This is a genomic window from Noviherbaspirillum massiliense JC206 (genome assembly GCF_000312045.1).
In the GTDB taxonomy this organism is placed as follows: Bacteria; Pseudomonadota; Gammaproteobacteria; order Burkholderiales; family Burkholderiaceae_D; genus Noviherbaspirillum; species Noviherbaspirillum massiliense.
On sequence record NZ_HE978635.1, the window covers coordinates 2,751 to 24,469 of the forward strand.

Below are 21,719 nucleotides of genomic sequence, written 5' to 3' on the forward strand. Positions count from 1 at the left end.
TGGGGCGAGCAGACAGGAAGCCTATCGCGGCCTGTTCAAGGCGCATATGGATGATGAGATCCTGAAGCAAATTCGCAGCGCGACCAATGGTAACTATGTATTGGGTACCAACCGGTTCCAGGCGGAGATTGAAAGAATGGTGGGGCGGCGAGTGGTAAAGGGAAAGGCGGGCCGACCTAGGGAGCGACAGCACCAAAAAGAATAATCGTGGTCTGTCCCCTATTTAACGGTGCAGGTAAATGACATAAGTGATTGGGGCACTAAACATGGAATTTCAATTACGGATATCGGGCAGAAAGCTAAGGATTCTTTGACAGTTACTAAAGACGGAAAAAATGTAACCGTCAGAAGTGAACGTATTCACTACGGCGGACCGTTTGGTTCTGAAGCTTGTCTTACTAGCGTTGATTCAAATTTTATTGGTGCAAGCGGTAAGAAAGGATTCGAAAACTTTATTAGAGAGCAGTTGCCTAGCTTGAATAGTGGAGGAAAAGAAGGGACCTTTATTCAGTTACCCGCACGCGATTGGTGGCCCTATTACAACGACAAGAACAATTAAGTAAAAACAGATTAAGAGGTTTGAAAATAATGATAAATATTCGAATGTGTTGCCGTGTAGTCCTACCGGCATTGATTTGTTTATTGGTGATGGCCAATAATGCTTTTACGAAACCGCGAGTGGAGTGGCCATCTGCTATTTCGAACTTAAATGGATGGAACGGATTTAAGCTTGTTAAAGGAGTGCGGTGCCGAGTCTGCTATTCGCTAGTCATCCCAAAAACGTTTGGCCTCAAGAACGAGGAGGAACTTCGCTTATTAGTAGAGATACCTGACAAGCGAAATGAAATGAAATATGACCTAGATGGCCCTCTATTCGACGACAGAGACGTATTAGATCATCTTTTGCATTTGGCTCTTGACAACGGCGACGTTGCCGCAGGTCGTGTTGTTTTGAATCCCAAAAAATACGGCATGCTGATTGGCGCGGAAACGTCAGAGGATATCGCAGGTACGTACATTATTCCCTTAATTAGAGGTTATAAGGACCTACAGGCTTTGATAGACGCGCCCGATTATAAAAATTTAGCTCAACGCATCTGTAGTTGGTCAGCAGAGGAGCACGATTTTCGCGCTGCAAATGACCTAATTTTGGAACTGACCCGTCATAAAAATCTTCCATTCGCATCGAGCCTGTCCACAAAGTGTAGAGCAGAGAAGCAATTAATGAAAAAGCATGGCGAAGAATTCACTGAGTAAGGGCGACATTGAGCACATTGCATTCAAATTTGGAAGCTCGGGCCCACATTCCCCGATATGGCCGTACTAGTGAGATATACGTAAAGCAGGGAATCTCGAAGTTCGTCAGCCCATTGTTTTGCACATCGTAGGCCGAACGCGACAGCAAGTGTGGGGTGCGTTCCACGCACCGTTCGACCATTAAATGCAATACGCCTTCATAACAAATTCGTCTCGTCGAATCGATGATTGGATTAAGAGCAGGGACAGGTATCGCCGTTCACTTGACGTAGGAGGAGACTATCCAAGATGGCGATTGTGGTCCCTGTCGGGGTGCATGATCCGCGCGTAGCCAGCTGATCGTGATCATGGAAATAGAAGCCGAATCTTGCCTCCCATTTACATTGAACTGCCTATTTGCTGTTGACTAAGCGAGAAAGAGCAGGCGTTCCCAGAGAAACAAGCATCAAATTCAAACTAACTAGGCGAAAGGGAAATTCGCACAATGGTATCCATCAAGCGGCTGGCTGCATTGGCATCTTGCCTGGCTATTGCCCTCTCGATAGCGGGCTGTGAAACCGTCAAACCCGAAGCCAACAGCTGGCGCCTGCCCAGGAAGGAAGGGGCCGACACGGGCATGATCATCGGCCGGCTGGAATACCCGGGCGATCCCGCCCTCAACCCGGAAAAACTGGTGCTAAATCTACGCAACGTGGAATTCCGGAATGAGGCGCAAGCGGTGCGTTTCGGGAATGTAGGCGAGAAAAGCTACATCCTGGACAACAATTATTTTGTGGTCCCGAACCTGAAGCCCGGCACTTACCGTCTGGTCTCGTTCCGCGTCGGCCAGCTGTTCCATGGCTTGCACCGCGAAGAAGGTTTTACCTATGAAGTCAAGCCGGGCCAGATCAAATACATCGGCAGCCTGGAATATTCCCAGTACCAGCAAAGCTTGTTGCAAAAGATGGGCAAGACGCTGAACTACAGCGTCACCAGGGTGCAGCACCCGACCGAGCTGGACATGCTGCAGTGGCTGAACAAGGCCAGCGCCGGCAGCGGCTGGGAGCCCGCGATCAGGAAGCGCATGCTTGAGTTGGGGCGGTGGCCGCAGTAAGTGCCGGGCACGGAGCCGATCCGCCGAAAAAGCCCGTAATGTGACGGCGGCTGAATTACGAGCGACAATCGCTTCTTTCTCACTGCAAGACAAGGATCACCATGAAACCTCGCCTGCTGCAGCATGGCCGCCTGTTGTCTTCTCTTGAAGCGGCGATCGCCGCCGAATTCGATGTCCACCCTCTGTGGAAGGAAGCCGACCCGCAAGCCTTTCTCGCGCGGCATGGAAGCGAATTTTCAGGACTGGTGACTTCCGCCCGCGTCGGCGCCGATGCGGCGCTGATCGAGGCGCTGCCGGCGCTGAAGGTCATCGCGAGCTTCGGGGTCGGCTACGAGACGCTGGATCTGGAATCGGCACGGCGGCGCGGCGTGGTGGTCAGCAATACGCCGGATGTGCTGAACGATTGCGTGGCCGACCTGGCCTTCGGCTTGCTGATCGATGTGGCGCGCGGCATTTCGGCAGCCGACCGCTTCGTGCGCCGCGGCGACTGGGAACGGGGCATCTTCCCGCTTACCACGCGGGTATCCGGCAAACGCCTGGGCATACTCGGGCTCGGGCGCATCGGACAGACGATCGCGCGGCGCTCGGCCGGGTTCGAGATGGACGTACGCTACCACTCGCGCCGGCCGGTGCCGGATGTTCCCTGGACTTACGAGGCTTCGGCTGCGTCGCTCGCCGAGTGGGCGGATTTTCTGGTGGTGGCATGCGCCGGCGGCGCGGCAACCCGGCACCTCGTATCGGCGGAAGTGCTGCAGTCGCTCGGGCCGGATGGCTTCCTGATCAATATCGCGCGCGGCAGCGTGGTCGACGAGCGGGCGCTGGTTTCTGCCCTGAGCGAGCGGCGCATCGCCGGCGCGGCGCTGGACGTGTTCGAGAATGAGCCGCAGGTGCCGCAGGAATTGCTGGCTCTGGACAACGTCGTGCTGCTGCCGCATATCGCCAGCGGCACGCGCGAGACGCGGCAGGCGATGGCCGACCTGGTACTGGCCAACCTGCGCAGCTATTTCACGAAGGGGCGGCTGGAAACGCCGATTGCCTGACGCGGGCGCGGGCAGTCCTGCCTGCATCCGTCAGCCGCGACCGATGAATGGCATCTTGGTCGCCATCACGGTCATGAACTGCACATTGGCTTCAAGCGGCAGGCTGGCCATGTGGACGACCGAATCGGCGACATGCTTCACATCCATCACCGGCTCGACCCTGATTTCGCCGTCGGCTTGCGGCACGCCTTTCGCCATGCGTCCGCCCATGTCGGTCAGCGCATTGCCGATATCGATCTGGCCGACGGCAATGTCATGCTTGCGGCCATCCAGCGAGGCGGATTTCGTCAACCCGGTAATCGCGTGCTTGGTGGCGGTATAGGCAACCGAACCGGGGCGCGGAGCATGCGCCGAGATCGAACCATTGTTGATGATCCTGCCGCCGCGCGGCGTTTGCGTCTTCATCAGCCGGAACGCGGCCTGGGTGCAGAGGAAGGCGCCGGTGAGGTTGATGTCGACCACGGCTTGCCAGCGCTCCAGCGGCAGTTCATCCAGTTCCACGCCGGGCGCATTGATGCCGGCGTTGTTGAACAGGAGGTCGAGCCGGCCGAAGCTGTCCTGCGTCTTCGCGAACAGCTGCGCGACGGAGTCGGCCTTGCTGACATCCGCGGGTATGGCAAGCGCGCGCATGCCGATGTCGCCGAACGGATCGCCCGCCGTGCGGATTGATTCCTCCAGAACTTCGGCACGCCGGCCGGCAAACACGACACGCCAGCCGGCCGCCAGCAAGGCATGGGCAGTCGCCCGGCCGATGCCGGAACCTGCGCCGGTAACGAGGGCAATCCTGTTGTGAGGGTGATTGGAGGCCATGGTTGGTTCCCGTAAGGATAGGTTGGTCGAAGAAGAAAGAATCACCAGCATAACCTTGGTCCGGTCACGCCGAGCCACGCGGAAGTCAATTGATGCCCGCAAGAATGTGGTCTGCACGAACACGGGCCATGGATCGCGGCAAGTCGGCTGAAACCGGCCTTCATAAAGCAGGTCGAATGGTTCATTACCAATATGAACGCAATAGCTCAGTTCCGAAATGCTGGCAGACATGAAAATAACCGAACCATGAGGAAATCTTTCAATAGTCTTTGTCTATAAATTTTGAAGGCAAATCCGATTTCAGATGCTTGAGGGATTTCAGTAAACTGTCAGCTCTTGTTTGCATGTCAACCACCTGAAAAGGAGTGTGAAATGAAAACAGTAGGCGACAAACTCGAAGCATTCAGCGTTACCGGCGTGAAGCCCGGCTTCAACAATCACGAAGAAAAAGGCCAGTCCGCCTTCGAAACCATTACCGAAAAGTCCTTCCCCGGAAAATGGAAGATCATTTACTTCTATCCGAAAGATTTCACCTTCGTCTGCCCGACCGAAATCGTCGGGTTCGCGCAGCTGGCCAAAGACTTTGAGGACCGCGATGCCGTGCTCATGGGCGGCAACACCGACAACGAATTCTCGAAGCTCGGCTGGCGCCGCGAGCACAAGGACCTGAGCGGCCTGAACCACTGGCAGTTCGGCGATACCACGGGTTCGCTGATCGACCAGCTCGGCGTGCGCGAAAAATCTTCCGGCGTCGCATTGCGCGCCACCTTCATCGTGGATCCGGACAACACCATCCAGCACGTCTCGGTCAACAACCTGAACGTCGGCCGCAGCCCGCAAGAAATCCTGCGCCTGCTGGACGGCCTGCAAACCGACGAGCTCTGCCCCTGCAATCGTGCAGTCGGCGGCGAAACCCTGTAAATCCGAACGCTGGCAAGCGGCAGCCGCGGCTCGCGCTGCCGCTTGCGCTGCACTGAAGAGGACGAAAGATGGAATTTCTGAACTCGATCAAGGAGCAGATTCCCGACTATGCGAAGGACATCCGGCTGAACCTGGACTCCGTGGTTGCGCGTTCGAGCCTCGATCCGGCCGACGCGCTTGGCGCCATGCTCGCCGCCGCCGTTTCGGCCAAGTCGAAAGTGCTGGTGGATGCAGTCCGCAACTCGGGCCAGCTGAATGACACCGACATCCATGCTGCGCTGACCGCGGCCGCACTGATGGGCATGAACAATGTCTGGTATCCGTATGTCGAGATGGCCGAAGACAACGACCTGAAGACGCAGCGTCCGGAATTGCGGATGAATGCCTATGCCACGCACGGCGGCGTCGAGCGCCGGCGCTTCGAGCTGTTCGCCCTGGCGTCCAGCATCATCGGCAAATGCCACTTCTGCATCCAGTCGCATTACAAGCTGCTGAAAGAGACGGGCATGACGGCGACCCAGCTGCGCGACGTGGGCCGCATTGCCGCTGTCGTATCCGCTGCCGCGCACGTGCTCGCGGCGGAAGGCAAGTAATTCCCTGCAGCGTCGCTGGCAAGACGGATCGAACCGGTTGCGCAAGGCAATCGGCCGCTTCGGAAATGCCGGCAATGTGTTGCCGGCATTGCGTTGCCCTCCGGCTGCAAGCTTGCTTCAGACAGCAGGGTTACCCGGGATGCCAGTGCTTCCTGCTTGTTCGACGCGGACGCCAAATTCATGACCCAGTCACCAGATTCCCTGCCCGATATGTCGGCCTTCGCCGCGTTCGACATGCGCGAAGTGGACAACGGCTCCATCGATGCAGCGATTGCCGCAGCGGGCGACCGGCTGGTCTGCGTGTTTTTCTGGGGAGTCGATTGCTTCAATTGCGAAGTGGCCAAGAAAGCCATGCTGGCCAACCCGGATCCGGTTCGCGCACTTGGCCTCAGCTGGCTGCATGCGAATGTCTATGCTCATCCCGAACTGGGGCGCCGCTTCGGCTTGCACGGCATTCCCGTCTTCATGTTCTTCCAGAACGGCAAGAAGCTTGGCCGCGCCACCGGCTGGCATGGTCATGCGCAGTTCGAAGCGGCCGTGGCCAACGCGCGCCTGAAAGCCGCGGGCAAGCCGCTGGCCTGAGCAGCGCGCGCTGCAAGCCATTCGGCGATTCCCGTGGGCGCATGATGGCTGGCGCGGGAACGAGTCGCCGGTATGCGCGGTCCATGGCGACCGCGTCCCGGCCCTCACTACTTCTTGCGTGCGATAAAGCCGCCGATTCCGGTTGCGCCCTCGGCATTCGACAGCGAGAAAGCACCGCCGATTTCGGCCGGCCCGCTTCCGCTCGTTCCCGTGGACACCACCGGTCCGAAATAGCGGCTGCTCAGTCCTCCCGACATGCTGGCATTCCCGGCGGCCCCCGTCAGGTAATTGGAAGCAGCGCCGGTCTTGATCGTCGCTGTCAGCGCGGCAGGCACGGTGACGGCGGACCCGTCGTCGGCGATGGTGTTCTGGATCGTCACGAGTGCTTCGCCCGAGGCGAAATCCGCGCTGATCAGGGCCGTGCCATGGAAGCGCACCGGATCGTCGCCGGCGCTGCGGGCATACCAGCCGTAGACGACACCGGAATACGACGCCGCGCCGGAATCCGGAACCTGTCCGGCTCCGGTGACATCGCCGTATGCCACGATGCCGCGGCGATTCTGGTTATGCTCATCCCTGCCGTTCCATTCGTAGATCGAGACCGTGTCCAGGGTGTACCAGGCCGCCAGGTTGGCATATTCGAAGCTCCAGCCATCGAAACTCCTTTCGCCCTTCGAGCCCGGATGCGGGACGCCGTAACCGTCGCCCCCCGGCAGAATGGTCGGGTTGCCGTTCGCATCGGGCGGCCCGTCACCGGCATGGATGTCGCCATCCTCGTGAAGACGATAGGCGCTCACGATGTCCGGCGTGGTTCCACCGGACCGCCAGTTGCCCGCGCTGGATTGCAGCCCCGTCGTTTCATAGTTCGGGCAGGGAGCGCCCGCTGCACAGCGCGGCGGATTGCCGTCGCGCGGGAAATAACGGTTGTTGGCATAGTGCAGCTGCGTGCCTGCGGCCCTCTTGCTTGCCCAGTCGTAGAACACGAGATCCGAACTCGGCGGAAGCGGCTCCGGGACGATCGTGCCATTTGAGCCGAGCCTGATGCGGCCTTGCGTATTCTGGAACGTCTCGACGATGGGAGGGCGCTCGGTCTTGTCGTCCCAGGAAATGCCGAGCTGGCGCAATATCAGGGCCAGGCGAGTGACGCCGCCATTGCCATCCTTGTCGACCCTGACTTCCGTGATGCCGCCAGACGCCAGGGCAAGGCCGTGCGCGTTCGTCTTGTCAATGATCGGATTAGCCAGGTCGCTCGTGGATATGCCATACACCTGAACGCCGGAACTCGTCAGCGCGACACCATTGTCGACGCGGATGACGCTGCCTCCGCTGCACTGTGTCGCATCGATGCACGACATCGTCATTTGGGGCAAATCTTTTGTCTCGCCGGAGGGACTGGTAAAGGAACCGTCGCCGGAACTGGAGCCGCCGCCTCCGCCTCCACCTCCACAGGAAGACAGCATGCTGATGGCGATCAGGGCCGGCGCAAGCCGACTGGCACGAAAACGGAGCGGCATCATGCGGATTCCTCCGCATGGAATTCGATAAGGCTCTTCATTGGGGATTAGTCGTTTCTTTGTTATGGATTGTCGATGCGGTTGCTGGCCGCAAGCCGTAACCAGCGCTTCATCCAATCTGTAAAAAGCGGATGGATGCGGCGAGGCCATGGATTGGATTTTCCGACGTCTGCCTATCCACGTTATTGATCACCAATAAGCTTCAGCAGGCACCGGATGAAGATCGCTTCAAATGCGACACTGCATGGCAGAGACACGTTTGGAATACGACAGATGTGTGCTGCCGCTGCAGAGCGCGGATTGAATTCGGCAGTGATTCAAATGGATGAGGCGCGCGATGCCTTGGCGCGGCGAGAGCTTCGCATCTATGCGTGCATGAGGTGAACGCACGCATCGACTGCGTCTTTTCCGGTATCCCAATCGATGGGACTCGGCGTGGACTGAAGAACAAACCAAAGAAGAGGGCGAGGCTGGCCTTCGGGGGCTGCCAGGACAGCCGAAGCGATCACGACCTTGTCGGTCGCATGCACATACACATGCACATGCACGCATGCGCGTGCCGCCTCTTGCGCATCAAGGGATGAGGCGCGATTGATGTGAACCGTCACGCGTTCACAGCTTAATGAGGAATAAGGAAGGCAGCGGTGATCGTTGCAATCACCAGTGCAACGAAACATCCTACCAATATCGAATCAGCGCGTTCCATGGAATCCCTCCTTGCTCTGCCAATGACTGTAGCGCGCGCAGGGAAACAGATTTTGAGATAGGTAAAACCCGCGTGCTTCCGGCAGCGGAATCTGTTACGACTTGACACATTCATTCCACTTTCGGCATGGACGCAACGCCAAAGCGTTGCGACTTGTAACTCCCGTTGTTCGTGCCAATCCGGCATGCTTGAATCCCTGCAGCTTGGTAACTTTCGCGGGAATCATCATGGACGACCGATACAAACAGTCAGGGAAAGCCGGCTCCGGAAATCCTGCCGCTCCGGCTTTTGTGTTGCAGGTGGGTGCTCCGATTTCCGGCAGGCTGGGGCATCGCAGTCTGCCGGACGGCGCCTCCTTGCTGCTTCGAATGCACAAGCTTTCCGATGTCTGCATGCGCGACCTGCGCGGCGTGGCGGCAGAGAAGCCGGAAAAAACTGGCTGACGAAGCAGCTCGGCCCGGATTCAGCCGCTTCCGGCTTCCGCGCGCAACCCCGCGTCGCTGCTGCAGAAATGGATTTATTCCGGCATGAGGCCAGGTGGGTGAAAGACCCATCACACTCTCCGCGCTTTGGGCGTATCCTATCCGGTCCTGCAAGGAATCACGGAGCAATACGATGCGCGATACCGATCCGAGCCAGCCGGACGAAACCGACCAGCCTCCCGAGCGGCCCTGGATCGTCCTCAAAACGACCTATGATGTCGAAGCCTGGATCGACAATTACAACCGCGAACTCCAGCGCACCGTCAAGAATGTGAATGCGCCGGGCTACGGCATCTGCTTTGCGCTTGCCGAGGGCGGCGAGATTTACATGCACACTACGCCGGAAGGCGAGATCCTGCTCGATGTGACACCGGAAGCGGAATGGGTGACGCCGCTGATCATGGCGGCGACCAGGATGGAAGCGCCGGCTTCCCGCATCTGGTCCTTGCCCGGCCATACCATGACACAGCTGATACTGGGCTTGAGCAGCCTGATCGCGTCCACCCGCATCGTGCTGCGGCACGATTTCAGGATCAGGAAGTACTGAGTCCCGCCATCCTCACGGCTGTTGCGGCAGCGCGGCATTCCCCGCGCCTGCGGGAGCAGGCAGGCGCGACAGGAAGGTTTCCAGATCATCGATCGAAAGCGGCTTCGCAAACAGATAGCCCTGGGCTTCATCGCATGCGGATACGCGCAGGAATTGCAGGGTATCGACGCTTTCCACGCCTTCGGCCACGACCGAGAGATTGAGCGCATGGGCCATGTCGATGAAGGCCTTGATGAACCTGAAATTCCTGCTGCCGTCGACCTGCTGTTCGACGAAGCTGCGGTCGAGTTTCAGGATATCGAGCGGGAAGCGCTGCAGGTAGGCCAGGCCCGAGTAGCCGGTGCCGAAGTCGTCGACGGACAGCACCACGCCGAGTTCCTTCAATTCCTTGAGCACCCCGGCAGACAGTTCGATGTCTTCGATCAGGGCGCTTTCGGTAAGCTCCAGTTCCAGCAGGTGGGGTGGAAGATTCACGCTCTTGAGGACCGACTTCACCTGCTCGCGCAGGCTGGTGCTCTTCAGCTGGCGTGCCGAGAGATTGACCGAGATGCGCAGGGGACGGCCGAACTTGCCCATCAGGCGTCGGGTCTGGGCGCAGGCTTCCTGCAGCACCCACAGCCCGATCGGCTCGATCAGGCCGCGCTCTTCCGCGATCGGGATGAATTCCAGCGGCGAGACGCGGCCGAGGCTGGGATGATTCCAGCGTATCAGCGCTTCCATTCCGACCACGGCCATGCTTTTGAGGCTCATCCGCGGCTGGTAGTGCAGCTCGAATTCGTTGCGTTCGAGGGCGCGGCGCAGCGAATGTTCCAGTGCCATTCTGGTCTTGGCGGCAGCGCTCATTTCCGCCTCGAAGAAGCGGAAGCCGTTGCGCCCGGCCGCCTTGGCGCGATACATGGCGGTATCGGCGCTCTGGAACAGCAGCTCCTTGCTTGTCCCGTCCTGCGGGTACAGGCTGATGCCGATGGAGGCGCTGACGAAGATTTCCTGCCCGCCGATATCGACCGGCACGGCGAGCGACGCCAGCAGTTTGTCCGCGATCGCCGCTGCTGACTCCGGCCCTTCGGAGCAGTGGGCCGCCACCACGAATTCATCGCCGCCCAGGCGCGCCACTACATCGCTCGGGCGCATGTTGCGGTGCAGACGGGCAGCGACTTCGCACAGCAGTACATCGCCGCAGTCATGTCCCATCGAATCATTGACTTCCTTGAAGCGGTCGAGGTCGATGAACATCACGGCTACCGAACTGCCGCGCGGAGCGCGATCGAGCATCTGCTGCAGGCGATCGTTGAGCAGCACCCGGTTGGGCAGGTTGGTGAGGGTGTCGTGGGTGGCGAGCTGTTCCAGCCGCGCTTCCGAATGCTTGCGCTCGGTAATGTCGGTGATGAAAGCGGTGAGCGAGATGGCATTGCCGTCGGCATCGCGCTTGATGCTGGCATTGACCAGCACGTAGACGTGCTTGCCGTCCTTGTGCACGAGTACGAGTTCCTTGTCCTGCACCGATGTCGCGCCGTGCCGGATGGCGAGGGCGCCGCCGCAGGGGGATTCCGTGAATAGTTGCGTCATGCTGCGGCCGGTCAGCTCGTCCTCGCCATATCCGGAGATGCGGCACAGCGCGGGGTTGGCATGCCGGAGCACGCCTTCTGCATCGGCCAGGACGTAACCGACCGGCGTCATCTCGATTACCTCGCGGTAGCGGCTTTCGCTTTCCCTGATCGCAGCTTCCGCTTCGCGCCGCGAGCTGATGTCGTGGAAGAAGACCGCGAGCCCGTCGTCGTTCGGATACACGCGTACTTCGAGCCAGGCGCTCGCGGGTTCGTAATAGGTCTCGAAGAACACCCGCTTGCGGCTTGTCATCGCTTCCTGGTAATACGGTGCCACGGAAGAGGCGACGACCTCCGGCACGGCTTCCCAGATCCGGTTGCCGACCAGGTCTTCGCGCTTGCGGCCGATGAATTCCGCGGTTTTTTGATTGACATAAGTGACGCGCCAGTGCTGGTCGACGGCGAAGAATGCATCGCTGATGCTTTCCAGGACGGACGACAACTGGTCCCGCGATTTCCTCAGTTCTTCCTTGACCTGGCGCTCAAGGGTGATGTCGCGGGACACGGCAACGATCCCGCTGCGCTGTTTGGTCTGCGGATCAACCAGTACGCGCGCCAGCGTTCCCATCCAGATGTAATGGCCGTCCTTGTGGCGCTTGCGCAATTCGATCAGGCCGCCTTCCCCGCCATCCCGCAGCTGCCGGAATATTTCCTGCTGAATAGCGGGCACATCATCCGGATGCAAATGGTCATATACCCTGGTGCCGACCAGGTCCGATGGCTGGTAGCCCAGCAGCCGGGTGTACGAAGGCGAGACATAGAGGACGATGCCGCTCGGATCGTAATGGCTGATCAGGTCGAAGCTGTTTTCGGTGAGCAGGCGATGCCTGGCCTCGCTCTTGGACAGGCGCTCCACCAGTTCATGCCTGCTGGTGACATCCTGGACGAAACCGTTATAGCCGAGATACTCGCCGGCGTCCGAAAAGCGCGGCGCCGCCGAGCCCATCATCCAGCGCACCGTGCCGTCGCTTTTGACGATGCGGTATTCGATCTGGTATTCCCCGCGTGCCGCCCTTGCCTGCTGCACGATCGGCTGGACTCGCGGGAGATCGTCGGGATGGACATACTTGTTCCACTCCGAGATATGCATTTCCTCCGTTTGCCCGATCAGCGCCGAAGCACTCTGGTTCAGGTAAATCACCTTGTCCTCGGCATTCGTCATCCATATCAGCAGGCGTGCCGTATCGGCAAGCATGGTCGCGGCCTGCTTCGGCATGTCCGGATCGGGCGGTAAGGGTTTATTCATGACCTAGAGTGCTTGCTTTCAACCGGCGACGGCTTCAGGCAGGGAATGCCGGAACACGTCAAAGTTGGGGAATGATGTCGCGCCAGCGGCAAGCCTTGTTCACGGTATTTGCCGGACTGGCACGGAAAGTTGCCGGCCGAGTCACGGCATGTGTCCAGGCGGGGCAGCCGTATTGCAAGGGGGAAACTTTAAAGCAATTCAGGACGAAACTCCAGTGCGCGCGAGACACATGGCAGGACGATAAGCCCATTGGCTGACAGGGAACCATGGCCGTGTGCGTCTTTTCTGATATCTATTTCGCATAGACAGTACGGCGAACGGAGGACAGATGGCGGCATGGTGGATGGAAGTGCGCATGACCCTGCAGGAAGAATTTTCCGACCTGCCGGATGTTGCGCAAGTCACCCGGGTGTGCGTGCGGCTCCTGGTCGCGGTCGCGCTGGGAAGCCTGCTCGGCTACGAGCGCGAACTCAGGGGCACGTCGGCCGGCTTGCGCACCCATATGCTGGTCGCCCTGGGCGCGGCGCTATTCGTGCTGGTACCCATCCAAATGGGCATGTCGGTCGCCGACATGAGCCGGGTGCTGCAGGGCGTGGTCTCGGGTATCGGCTTTCTTGGCGCGGGCGCCATCATCAAGCTGTCGGAAGAGCGCGAAATCCGTGGACTTACCACGGCGGCGAGCATCTGGCTGACTGCCGCCATCGGCATCGCCGCCGGGATGGGCCGGGAAATGACGGCCATCCTCAGTACGATTCTGGCCTTGCTGATCCTGGCGGCAATCAGACACAAGCCGTGACCGCCGGCGCTTCCGCTTCCGCATGGGCGGGCAGGCCGAGCATGGCGCGGGCTTCGGCCGGCGTCGCCGGGCGTGCATCGTAGCGGGCGCACAGTTCAGCGGCGATCTGCACCAGTTCCGCATTGTTCTTCGCCAGCCTGTCCTTGCTGACGCGGATATTGTCTTCCAGTCCGGTGCGGATCGCATCGCCCTTGCGCTTGAGGACTGCTTCGATCATTTCGGCCTGGTGACGCCCGATGCCGGCAGCGGTCCAGGTCGCCTGCGGCAGGACGCGCTTGAGTTCTCCGAGCAGGAGGTCGATCAGGGGTTCTTCCGCCGGCATCGCATTCTTGATGCCCGTGACGAATTGCACATGCGGGCGTTCGCTGATCAAGCCCAGCTCAACCAGGCGACGCATCGCATGGATGTGGGACAGGTCGAAGATCTCGATTTCCGGCAGGATGCCGAGCTCCTTCATGCGCCGCGCGAGATCCTCCACCAGCGCCGGCGGGTTTTCATAAATGATGCTCGGGAAATTCACCGATCCGGTAGCGAGCGATGCCATGTCCGGCTTGAGGTACAAGGCAGCGCCGCGCGCATTCTGGTCGCGGCCGCGGCCGCCGGTGGAGAATTGCACGATCATGCCCGGGCAATGCTTGCGCACGCCGTCCTGCACCGCTGCAAACAGCTCCGGATCGGATGACGGGCTTTCATCCGGATTGCGCACATGGATATGGACCAGGGACGCGCCTGCCTCGAAGGCTTCATGGGTGGATTCGATTTGCTCGGAAACGGTGACCGGAATGGCGGGCGTGTCCTTCTTGCGCGGCACCGAACCGGTGATGGCAACTGCAATGGTGACTGGCCTCATGAGACCTCCTTGTGATGACAGCAGACTGTTCAAGTGCATGCACGACTCCGGCGGACGATCGGAGTCAGGGAAGGAGGTCTCTCGTCACTGTCGCAACAGGCGTTGCGACATCTCGGCAATCAAGGCAATTTCCCTGGCGGTGAAATATCCCTCCAGGAAAATCGTGCCATCCGGTTGCGGGTCGACTTCATTGATGCCGAAGGTTTCCGCGCCGACGATTTTCCGGATGTCATGGCTCTGGTTGTCGTCCAGCTTGTCGAGAAACAGCATTTCGCACCCTCCTTGCTCAGTCCAGTATATGGAGCCGCGAGCGCGAAGCGGTGATCTCCATCAAGCCGTGGAGGGTTTGCGAGTGCGGGCGGCTTGCCGCTGCGACTCGCTTGTGAAGCGCATGTCAGGTCTGCGGCGCAGCCTGATCGAAGGCGAGTTCCACTTCGCCCAGTCCGGGGAAGACTGCCCGGATGCGGGTGCCGGGGTCGGCCAACAGCAGGCCGGTGCAGGAGCCGGTCGTGATGATCTGGCCGGCACGCAAGCCATCGCACCACTCGGCAACGTGGTTGGCCAGCCAGGCAAGCAGGGGCCAGATGTCGCCGGCCGGATTGCCGCCGACAGCCGCTGCAACTTTGCGGTCATCGAAATACAGCTCGACTGCCTGTGTGGTCTGGTCGATGGCAAGCTGCGTGCTGCGGCCCTCGCCATAAACGAAACCGCCATTGCTCAGGGAGTCGGCCAGGCCGGCCAGCGGATCGGCCTGCGCGGAGAAGCGGGAAGTGACGATTTCGATTGCCGGATGGATGCTGCCCACTGACGCCATCACTTCATCCACGCTGTAAGGCTCGTCGCGCGGCGGCAGGTCGCGGTCGAGGCGGACGGCGATTTCCGCCTCGATGCCGCGCATGCCATAGGCGTGCGCAGAAAGCGAGGCGCGACTGCGGTACATCAACGCTGCCGGCAGGGACGCGCAGCTCGGCGGCATGCCCGGACCCTTTGCGCCGACCTTCCAGCCGCCGACCGGCCCGAGCGCTTCGGCCACGTATTCCTGGATCTCGTAAGCCTCCGCCCCGTCCACCGGCATGTACTCTTCCGGCAGCGAGGGAATCGGCGCGCCGCTCTTGCGGGCAGCCAGGAGAAGCTGTGCCGCGGCAGCTGTTTTCGGCAGTTTCATCTTTGCATCCTTCACGTGGAAACGGGCATGCGCCGTTCAGGCACATGCCTCCTTTATCTGCGGCGCCCATATCACGGTATTGCGGCCGGCCGCCTTGGCCTCGTACAGGGCGGCATCGGCCCGGTGCATCAGTTCCGCCAGGCTTTCCGAAGCTTCGAGCGTGGCCACGCCTATGCTTACCGAGTAAGCCATGGGCGGGATTGTCCCGGCCTTTTCATTGCCGTGGGCTTCCGCGCGATGCAAGGCTGCGCGCAGGCGCTCGGCGACGATCAGGCCGGCGGCGCGGTCCGCTTCCGGCAGCAGCACTGCGAATTCCTCGCCGCCGATGCGCGCGAAATAATCGATATTGCGCACCACGGCTGCGGCACGGCCGCCGATGTCGGCGAGCACCCGGTCGCCGGCCGCATGGCCATAGGTGTCGTTGATGCTCTTGAAGTGATCGACATCGAATACGAGGAGCGAGAGCTTGCGCCCGGCACGCTGCGCGCGCTGGACCTCGCGCTCGGCGAACTCGAAGAAGGCACGGCGCGACCATGCCCCGGTCAGGAAATCACGGTTGGCTGCATGCTCGGCCTTGGCCATCATCCTGTCGTGCGCCATCATCACGCCTCCCAGGATCAGGACTGGTATGACGGTGGTGCCGGCGGACACGAAGACAAGGTTCCAGGGCGAAGGCTGGAGCAGGGAACTGATCTCGCCGGAGTTCTTCATGTACACGAGGCAGCGAATCAGGTGGCCGAGCGCGACCACCAGGGCGATCGCCGCAGTGAACACGTAGGGATAGCGCGAGCGCCAGGACCGGCGCGACTGCAGGACGGCCAGTGCGATGGCGAGGCAGACCGCGCCCTGAAAAACCGCCACGGTGACCGTGCGCAGCACGTATGAATCGAAGCGGTAATGGAAGAGCGCAATCGCGATGGTGTGGCTGGCAAGTCCGACCCCCAGCAAGATCCAGGGCACGTTGCGACCGACGAAGCGCCGGAAGCCGGCGAGCACGGCAGCGCCGGCCACGGCATAGACGGTATTGGCGGCTTCATACGCGAGGAACGGCGGCAGCGCGCGCCCATAGGCATAGAGCACATAGGCCGCAATGCCGATCACGCTGGCCGCTGACCATTCCCGGATGCCCGGGATGCCGCTGCGCAGAAGGGAACTCAGAACAAGCAGCGGAACGACGCAAAACAGCGCCCCAAGCATAAAGATGCTGAATGCACTCAACATAGGCGCGCGAATCGGCCGGCGGTTATCAAAGGAGAAAGGAGAGAAGTGTAAAGCAAAGCGGTAAGCAGCGGAGGGCGTCGTTCAGCGCACATTCCCGCCTCCGGCCGCGGCCTTCCTGTGCCGGCGGAATCCGGAATGCGGTGCAGCCGGGACCGGGCGGAGCAAAAAGTGCCAAGTCCAAAAAACAAGCCGGGGAGTGGTCAGAACCATCTCCCCGGCTTGTCACGAAAAAGCTTTGGAAAAATCAGTAGCGATACGGATTGTTCGGGCGGCGATCGTAACGGTTGGGAACGCCATCACCATCGCGGTCGAAGCGGGCGGGATGCGCGCCACGCCAGTGGCGCTCGTGCCAGTGACGGCGCTCGATCACGACCGGTTCCGGCTGTACATAGACTGGCCGCGGCTGCACGTAAACCGGCGCAGGCTGCACATACACCGGCCTGGGTTCGACATACACCGGGCGCGGTTCGACGTAGACCGGTGCCGGCTGTACATACACGCCGGGAACGCCGATGTTGAGGTCGACATTCACGCGTGCCATTGCAGGCGCCGCGGCGAACATGAATGTGGCGCCTGTGATCAGTCCGGCTGCAAGGGTAAGCAGTTTTTTCATGGTGTTCTCCTTAGTAACGACCTCATTAAATACCATGGCCATATTTTTGAATAGAGTCGGTGCGTAAGGAGGGTTACAAAATGTTTCCGATTCAGAATGCCGCGTTGATACAGGCGCAAACACGCCGGCAACAGCCACCGCAGCTCTTGCCGGTCAGCAGCGAAAAAACTATTTGCCCGCTCGAATGCCCGGACGTCGGGCTTGCGCCTCAGCTCTGGTTGTGGCCCTGTGGCTGGCCCTGGCCTTGGCCTTGGGCCTGGTTCTGTCCCTGTGCCTGAGTTTGAGCCTGGGCCTGGCTTGGAATTGCACCCTGGTTCTCCTCGTCCGCAGTCTTGGGCTTGCCATGGGCATCGCTGAAGCGGAATTTTTCGCGCCGGTCGCCCATCAGGTCGCGCAATTCCCGGATCGACAGGTCGGTGACCTCATGCATGCGGATCAGGATGGAGGCGCCTACCGGCAACTTCTTGTGGCGCAGCTTGCTGATCACCGGCGGCTGCACTTCCAGAGCGCGAGAAAGCGCAGCATCATTCTTCAGGTTCAGCTTCTCGAGAATTGCATCGAGCAGGCGGTTGGGATCGTAAGTGGGTTGGGAACTTAAACCATGTTCAGACATAGCCATTCATCCTTTCAAATGGTCCTTAACAAATAGCAATATGACCAATTGATTGGCCGCATGTTCCGCAAATTAATAAATTTATTTTCTGGACTGATACGATTGCGGGATTGGCAAGGGTGCGACCGAACTTCGGCTTTCCCGATCCGTCCAATAAAGGGAACACATGCACGAGCATGCCGGACGACCAAGCTCTCCGGAAGAATGCCGGAATCAATCAGGACAATCCTCATGCAGCGCGAACCGCAGCCCGAGACAACATTGCCGATCCAGCCGAGGACGGAAGTGCCTGGGCAGGATCCGCTGGTCAATCCCGGTTACCAGCCGGTGCCGCAGGATTTGCCACCGGCACAGGAACCTTCCCAGCCCGACCACGAGAACGAGCCGCATCCCGACCGGCCGTCCACTCCGCACCCGGAAAAGAGCCGGACGCCCTGACCTTGTCCGCCAGCCGGTGGCGCGCGGCAACCTCATGCCGTTTCCACTCCCGCATCCTTGCAGCAAGTGAAATCTGTCAGTGCAAGTGTCGCTTCCGCGCCTCGCCCTGCGCTTGTCCAGGAAATTTTGTTTTCAACGGGCGCGCCCAAGGTGCCGGCGCAATGGCAAAATGAGCCGGCGCTGCATCCGGCAAATCACTTGGACGGGAGATGGGCATGGGTTACTGGGCAAACACCACTTACATCAATCATGGCAGCGTCGCGGACGTGGCGGACGTCCTGACAGCCATGTTCGCGCAGGAAGGCATGGAACCGGTCCCCGCTCCCGTGCAGAGGAGCAGGGCGCTGGTGGAGCCGATGCAGTATGAACCCGCCCTGAAGAACGACTTGTGGGGCCTTGCCATCTTTCCCGGCGCGCCGTCCTGGACGGTCATCCAGACCGCTCCGCTGGAGCTCCTGGCCGAGCGCGCGACCGGAGCGGCAAAGATGCGCCTGGCCGAACTCTGCCGGCGACTGTCGGCGCCCGCCTTCCAACTGCATATCTATGACAGCAGCAGCACGGTGCTGGTCGAAGCATCGGAAGTGGGGGAGATTGCCCTCTCGGGCTTCAACATGGAAAGCGCCGAATCCGACCCGCTCGAATGGAATGGGGAGCAACTGAGCGAACAGCATCTCGAAGCCTGTTTCCGCATGCATCCGTTCCAGCAGGTGATCGCGGATGCAGCCTTCGGAGACCAAAGGGCGCACGCCCTGGCGAAGCGCTTCGGCGCGCAGAATGCCGGCTTCTGCGACAACCTGGTTTCCGTTGACACCCTGATCTGTCACAAGCCACTGGCGGCCGCCAGCGGGATGGCGCTTTACTTTCGCTGGAAGGGGGCGTCGCGGCAGCGCTATGCGTCGCTCGATTCCTGGGATGAATATAGGGTGATGGCGACGCACGGGAATTAGGTGCGTTTATTTTGATAAGTAGTACGCTGTCCAGCTGATCCCGTGTCCGAGGCCCCGTCCGGCCGTCTGCATTCGCGCTTCGCCTCATTTCACGACGCCGATCATCGGTTCATCGGCGACTCGCTTGTCCAGCCTGTTTCGCAAGTACAGGCGCTGCATCGATCCGAAATACTTCTGAGCAGCAGAACAAGGCAGCGCTTCGCTTGCATGTCCTGCATGTAATAAGAGAATCAAGCTGTGTTACCATCCCGGGCCTTAAAAATGCAAGTTTTGCAATGACCTGAAGGGATGTGTCCAAAAATGCGCTTGATCAGTTCTCTTGTCTCCCTGTCTGTTTTCGGAATGCTCGTTGCCTGCGGCGGAGGCTTCGGCGACGACGATAGTTCGAATAACGATGTTTCATCCCTGTTCAGTGTCACTGCCTCCGGTATTCCCGTTCAGGAGCATTCGACGACCACACCATTTGCAACGAGCTCTACAACGGAATTCCTGGCTTTTGGCGCAACGTGCTCAAGGCAGCCAGGAACCTACAACGTCAAGGAAACGGCCAATGCAATTGTTTACAATGCGGACTCCGTTCCAAGCTCGGTATTGAGTTCGATTGCGCAGTACGCGGACGCATCCATCCAAACCCTGCGCGCGCGCTATTCCTTTCCTGGCCCGGCCGGTTTTGATGGAACCAAGGTTCGGGTATGTGCCTCGGTGAATAATGGAACCAATGGTTCTGCCGGTATCAATACCCTCTATGTCGGAACGAAAAATACGGGAAGGATGCTGGCCCAGCTCGTTCATCACGAGATGACCCATCTGGTTCAGGCTCAGGCATTGCAGTGCAGGACGGACCAATACCGGTTTGAACGCTGGCTGGCGGAAGGGATGGCTTTGCATATGGGGCAGCAAGACATGCCGCGGTTCTCGCAACTCAGCAATCTGCGGGCTCAGTTCGCTACTGTTAATACAGGAACGCCGTTCGGCGACACCGACAACACGACGTATCCGGTGACGGCCCGCTATCCCGGGTATCGCCTGGCTTTCGATACCTTCCTCGGCGAGTACAAGAGAACTGACATTGATGTCGTCGACTTCTTGAAGTCATACGGAGCTGCTCATCATTGTCCTAGTGACCCGAATGGGAATTGGAAGGTTGAATTTGATGCTCGATTCGGGACTGACCTGCGAGGCGCTGGCGTACTCGGAACCACATTCTGGTTTGCGGCCAAGACTTACGCACAATAAGCTGAGCACCGATCCCAAGGGAGGGGATAAGGTGCGGCGGCCTTCAAAGCCGTGCAGTAATCCTGTGTAGAATCGGTCGTGTGCAGATCGAACCGAATTGCCCCGCATTCGCGGGGCAATGTTTTTTCCGGCTCGTGGTCGCTTTCCCGGTTCGGCCCAAGTTACATGAATCAGAAACAATGCAAGAAATCAGATTGATGCATCAGGATGACATTCCCTCCGTCCTCCTGATCCAGGAAGAGTGCTATCCGCCGGCCATGGTGGAAGCGGAAGCAGTAATCCGCTCACGGCTTGCCGCCTCACCGGATACGTCGTGGGTGGCTCAGGACGCAGACGGAATCTGCGCTTACCTGTTTGCCTACCGCTCCCTGCTCGGCAAAGTGACGCCCCTGGGCGGACAGTTTCATGCGGCGGACAATGCCGACAGTCTTTACCTGCACGATCTTGCAGTGGCGAAGCGCGCCAATGGACGCGGGATCGGCCCGGCGCTGGTGGTGTTTGCACTGGAGAGCGCTAGGCGGGAAGGATTGGCCTGTTCGTCGCTGGTGTCGGTGCAGGATACCCGCGGGTTCTGGCAGCGGCAGGGGTATGCGGAGTATGAGAACGCGGATGCGGAGCAGAGGGCCAGGCTTGCGAGCTATCCAGGGCCGTGCTGCTACATGGTGAAGTGCTTCGCCTGAAACGGTTCCCGTGATTCTTTAAGAGACAGGAAGCAGGGTGCGCCGCGCGCACCGGCATTGCGTGGTGCGCGCGGCGCACTCTACTCCTCCATGGCAGTTATTTCGTCCCGAACAGCCGGTCTCCCGCATCGCCCAGGCCCGGCACGATGTAGGCATGCTCGTCCAGGTGCGAATCCAGGGATGCGACATAGACCGGCACATCCGGGTGCGCCTTCTGGAACACTTCCGCGCCTTCCGGCGCGGCGACCAGGGCCATGAACACGATCTGGTCGGCTTTCACATTGCGCTTCTTCAGCACGTCCACCGCGTGCACCGCGGAATTGCCGGTGGCAAGCATCGGGTCGCACAGGATGAAGGTGCGCTCGGCCAGGTCCGGCAGGCGCACCAGGTATTCCACCGGTTGCAGTGTCTTCGGGTCGCGGTAGACGCCGATATGGCCGACCCGCGCCGAGGGCACCAGTTCCAGCAAGCCGTCGCTCATGCCGATGCCGGCACGCAGCACCGGCACCACCACCAGCTTCTTGCCGGCGATGACCGGCGCATCCATGGTCTGCAGCGGCGTGTCGATGCGCATCGTGGTCAGCGGCAGGTTGCGGGTGATTTCATAGCCCATCAGCAGCGTAATCTCCCGCAGCAGCTCGCGGAAGGTGCGCGTCGACGTGTCCTTGTCGCGCATATGGGTAAGCTTGTGCTGGATCAGCGGATGGTCGAGGATGTGCAGGTTGGGAAAGCGCGGATCTTGTTTCATGAGTGGTTTCGGGATGT

General features: G+C 59.9%; 24 protein-coding genes and 1 pseudogene. 15 read left to right on the plus strand and 10 right to left on the minus strand.

The window, feature by feature from the left end; translation table 11 throughout:
- The 5 genes and pseudogenes from HGHM_RS23625 to HGHM_RS15470 all read left to right on the plus strand — a co-directional run.
- A pseudogene (locus HGHM_RS23625) lies at positions 1-205 on the plus strand (hypothetical protein); the annotation flags it as partial.
- 105 nt (positions 206-310) lie between these two features.
- Positions 311-559 carry a hypothetical protein gene (locus tag HGHM_RS23220; protein ID WP_148415677.1) on the plus strand — a complete coding sequence of 83 codons (249 nt, stop codon included), beginning with the start codon at positions 311-313 and terminating at the stop codon, positions 557-559.
- Between the two features lie 287 nt (positions 560-846).
- Complete coding sequence (locus tag HGHM_RS23225; RefSeq protein WP_148415679.1) at positions 847-1,257, plus strand: hypothetical protein; 411 nt, start codon at positions 847-849, stop codon at positions 1,255-1,257.
- Positions 1,258-1,741: 484 nt separating this feature from the next.
- Entirely contained in the window at positions 1,742-2,350 is a 609-nt protein-coding gene (locus HGHM_RS15465; RefSeq protein WP_019142456.1) for a hypothetical protein, read from the plus strand.
- 101 nt (positions 2,351-2,451) lie between these two features.
- Positions 2,452-3,390: a 2-hydroxyacid dehydrogenase gene (locus HGHM_RS15470; RefSeq protein ID WP_019142457.1), complete on the plus strand. Its 939-nt coding sequence runs from the start codon at positions 2,452-2,454 to the stop codon at positions 3,388-3,390.
- A gap of 30 nt (positions 3,391-3,420) precedes the next feature.
- Here the strand turns inward: HGHM_RS15470 and HGHM_RS15475 are convergent, their stop codons facing one another.
- Complete coding sequence (locus HGHM_RS15475; protein WP_026076085.1) at positions 3,421-4,200, minus strand: SDR family oxidoreductase; 780 nt, start codon at positions 4,198-4,200, stop codon at positions 3,421-3,423.
- A 372-nt stretch (positions 4,201-4,572) separates the two neighbouring features.
- On the opposite strand from HGHM_RS15475, the gene HGHM_RS15480 reads away from it, so the two are divergent.
- The 3 genes from HGHM_RS15480 to HGHM_RS15490 all read left to right on the plus strand — a co-directional run bounded on the left by HGHM_RS15480 (position 4,573) and on the right by HGHM_RS15490 (position 6,296).
- Positions 4,573-5,121 (plus strand): peroxiredoxin, encoded by a 549-nt coding sequence (locus HGHM_RS15480; RefSeq protein WP_019142459.1) that lies wholly within the window; start codon positions 4,573-4,575, stop codon positions 5,119-5,121.
- A 68-nt stretch (positions 5,122-5,189) separates the two neighbouring features.
- Positions 5,190-5,714 carry a carboxymuconolactone decarboxylase family protein gene (locus tag HGHM_RS15485; RefSeq protein WP_019142460.1) on the plus strand — a complete coding sequence of 175 codons (525 nt, stop codon included), beginning with the start codon at positions 5,190-5,192 and terminating at the stop codon, positions 5,712-5,714.
- A gap of 180 nt (positions 5,715-5,894) precedes the next feature.
- Positions 5,895-6,296: a thioredoxin family protein gene (locus tag HGHM_RS15490; RefSeq protein WP_026076086.1), complete on the plus strand. Its 402-nt coding sequence runs from the start codon at positions 5,895-5,897 to the stop codon at positions 6,294-6,296.
- 107 nt (positions 6,297-6,403) lie between these two features.
- Here HGHM_RS15490 and HGHM_RS21500 read toward each other — a convergent pair whose 3' ends face one another.
- Complete coding sequence (locus HGHM_RS21500; RefSeq protein ID WP_019142462.1) at positions 6,404-7,813, minus strand: hypothetical protein; 1,410 nt, start codon at positions 7,811-7,813, stop codon at positions 6,404-6,406.
- A gap of 930 nt (positions 7,814-8,743) precedes the next feature.
- On the opposite strand from HGHM_RS21500, the gene HGHM_RS21505 reads away from it, so the two are divergent.
- The gene (locus HGHM_RS21505; RefSeq protein ID WP_019142463.1) at positions 8,744-8,959 is read left to right on the plus strand and encodes a hypothetical protein; all 216 of its coding nucleotides are present in this window, start codon (positions 8,744-8,746) and stop codon (positions 8,957-8,959) included.
- Between the two features lie 172 nt (positions 8,960-9,131).
- Complete coding sequence (locus tag HGHM_RS15505; protein WP_019142464.1) at positions 9,132-9,545, plus strand: hypothetical protein; 414 nt, start codon at positions 9,132-9,134, stop codon at positions 9,543-9,545.
- Between the two features lie 12 nt (positions 9,546-9,557).
- Here the strand turns inward: HGHM_RS15505 and HGHM_RS15510 are convergent, their stop codons facing one another.
- Positions 9,558-12,395 (minus strand): sensor domain-containing protein, encoded by a 2,838-nt coding sequence (locus HGHM_RS15510; RefSeq protein WP_081583588.1) that lies wholly within the window; start codon positions 12,393-12,395, stop codon positions 9,558-9,560.
- A 328-nt stretch (positions 12,396-12,723) separates the two neighbouring features.
- Between HGHM_RS15510 and HGHM_RS21510 the strand changes: the two genes are divergently transcribed.
- Positions 12,724-13,191, plus strand: coding sequence for an MgtC/SapB family protein (locus HGHM_RS21510; protein ID WP_019142467.1), 468 nt, complete (start codon positions 12,724-12,726; stop codon positions 13,189-13,191).
- Here HGHM_RS21510 and HGHM_RS15525 read toward each other — a convergent pair.
- The 6 genes from HGHM_RS15525 to HGHM_RS21515 all read right to left on the minus strand — a co-directional run bounded on the left by HGHM_RS15525 (position 13,175) and on the right by HGHM_RS21515 (position 17,653).
- On the minus strand, positions 13,175-14,041 hold the full coding sequence (locus HGHM_RS15525) for a BKACE family enzyme (protein WP_019142468.1): 867 nt from the start codon (positions 14,039-14,041) through the stop codon (positions 13,175-13,177). The two genes, HGHM_RS21510 and HGHM_RS15525, sit on opposite strands and share 17 nt — an antisense overlap.
- Positions 14,042-14,125: 84 nt before the next feature.
- Complete coding sequence (locus tag HGHM_RS15530) at positions 14,126-14,311, minus strand: hypothetical protein (protein ID WP_019142469.1); 186 nt, start codon at positions 14,309-14,311, stop codon at positions 14,126-14,128.
- A 124-nt stretch (positions 14,312-14,435) separates the two neighbouring features.
- On the minus strand, positions 14,436-15,206 hold the full coding sequence (locus tag HGHM_RS15535; protein ID WP_019142470.1) for a 2-keto-4-pentenoate hydratase: 771 nt from the start codon (positions 15,204-15,206) through the stop codon (positions 14,436-14,438).
- A 36-nt stretch (positions 15,207-15,242) separates the two neighbouring features.
- Positions 15,243-16,427 carry a GGDEF domain-containing protein gene (locus tag HGHM_RS15540; RefSeq protein ID WP_019142471.1) on the minus strand — a complete coding sequence of 395 codons (1,185 nt, stop codon included), beginning with the start codon at positions 16,425-16,427 and terminating at the stop codon, positions 15,243-15,245.
- A gap of 244 nt (positions 16,428-16,671) precedes the next feature.
- Positions 16,672-17,040 (minus strand): hypothetical protein, encoded by a 369-nt coding sequence (locus tag HGHM_RS15545; protein WP_019142472.1) that lies wholly within the window; start codon positions 17,038-17,040, stop codon positions 16,672-16,674.
- 208 nt (positions 17,041-17,248) lie between these two features.
- Positions 17,249-17,653 carry a hypothetical protein gene (locus HGHM_RS21515; protein ID WP_019142473.1) on the minus strand — a complete coding sequence of 135 codons (405 nt, stop codon included), beginning with the start codon at positions 17,651-17,653 and terminating at the stop codon, positions 17,249-17,251.
- 231 nt (positions 17,654-17,884) lie between these two features.
- On the opposite strand from HGHM_RS21515, the gene HGHM_RS15555 reads away from it, so the two are divergent.
- The 4 genes from HGHM_RS15555 to HGHM_RS15575 all read left to right on the plus strand — a co-directional run bounded on the left by HGHM_RS15555 (position 17,885) and on the right by HGHM_RS15575 (position 20,954).
- Positions 17,885-18,091 (plus strand): hypothetical protein, encoded by a 207-nt coding sequence (locus HGHM_RS15555; protein WP_019142474.1) that lies wholly within the window; start codon positions 17,885-17,887, stop codon positions 18,089-18,091.
- Positions 18,092-18,306: 215 nt separating this feature from the next.
- Positions 18,307-19,038: a hypothetical protein gene (locus tag HGHM_RS15560; protein ID WP_148415681.1), complete on the plus strand. Its 732-nt coding sequence runs from the start codon at positions 18,307-18,309 to the stop codon at positions 19,036-19,038.
- Between the two features lie 300 nt (positions 19,039-19,338).
- Positions 19,339-20,274 (plus strand): hypothetical protein, encoded by a 936-nt coding sequence (locus tag HGHM_RS15570; protein ID WP_019142477.1) that lies wholly within the window; start codon positions 19,339-19,341, stop codon positions 20,272-20,274.
- A gap of 179 nt (positions 20,275-20,453) precedes the next feature.
- Positions 20,454-20,954, plus strand: coding sequence for a GNAT family N-acetyltransferase (locus HGHM_RS15575; RefSeq protein ID WP_019142478.1), 501 nt, complete (start codon positions 20,454-20,456; stop codon positions 20,952-20,954).
- Positions 20,955-21,051: 97 nt separating this feature from the next.
- Here the strand turns inward: HGHM_RS15575 and upp are convergent, their stop codons facing one another.
- Positions 21,052-21,702 (minus strand): uracil phosphoribosyltransferase, encoded by a 651-nt coding sequence (gene upp, locus HGHM_RS15580; RefSeq protein WP_019142479.1) that lies wholly within the window; start codon positions 21,700-21,702, stop codon positions 21,052-21,054.
- Positions 21,703-21,719 lie beyond the last annotated feature (17 nt).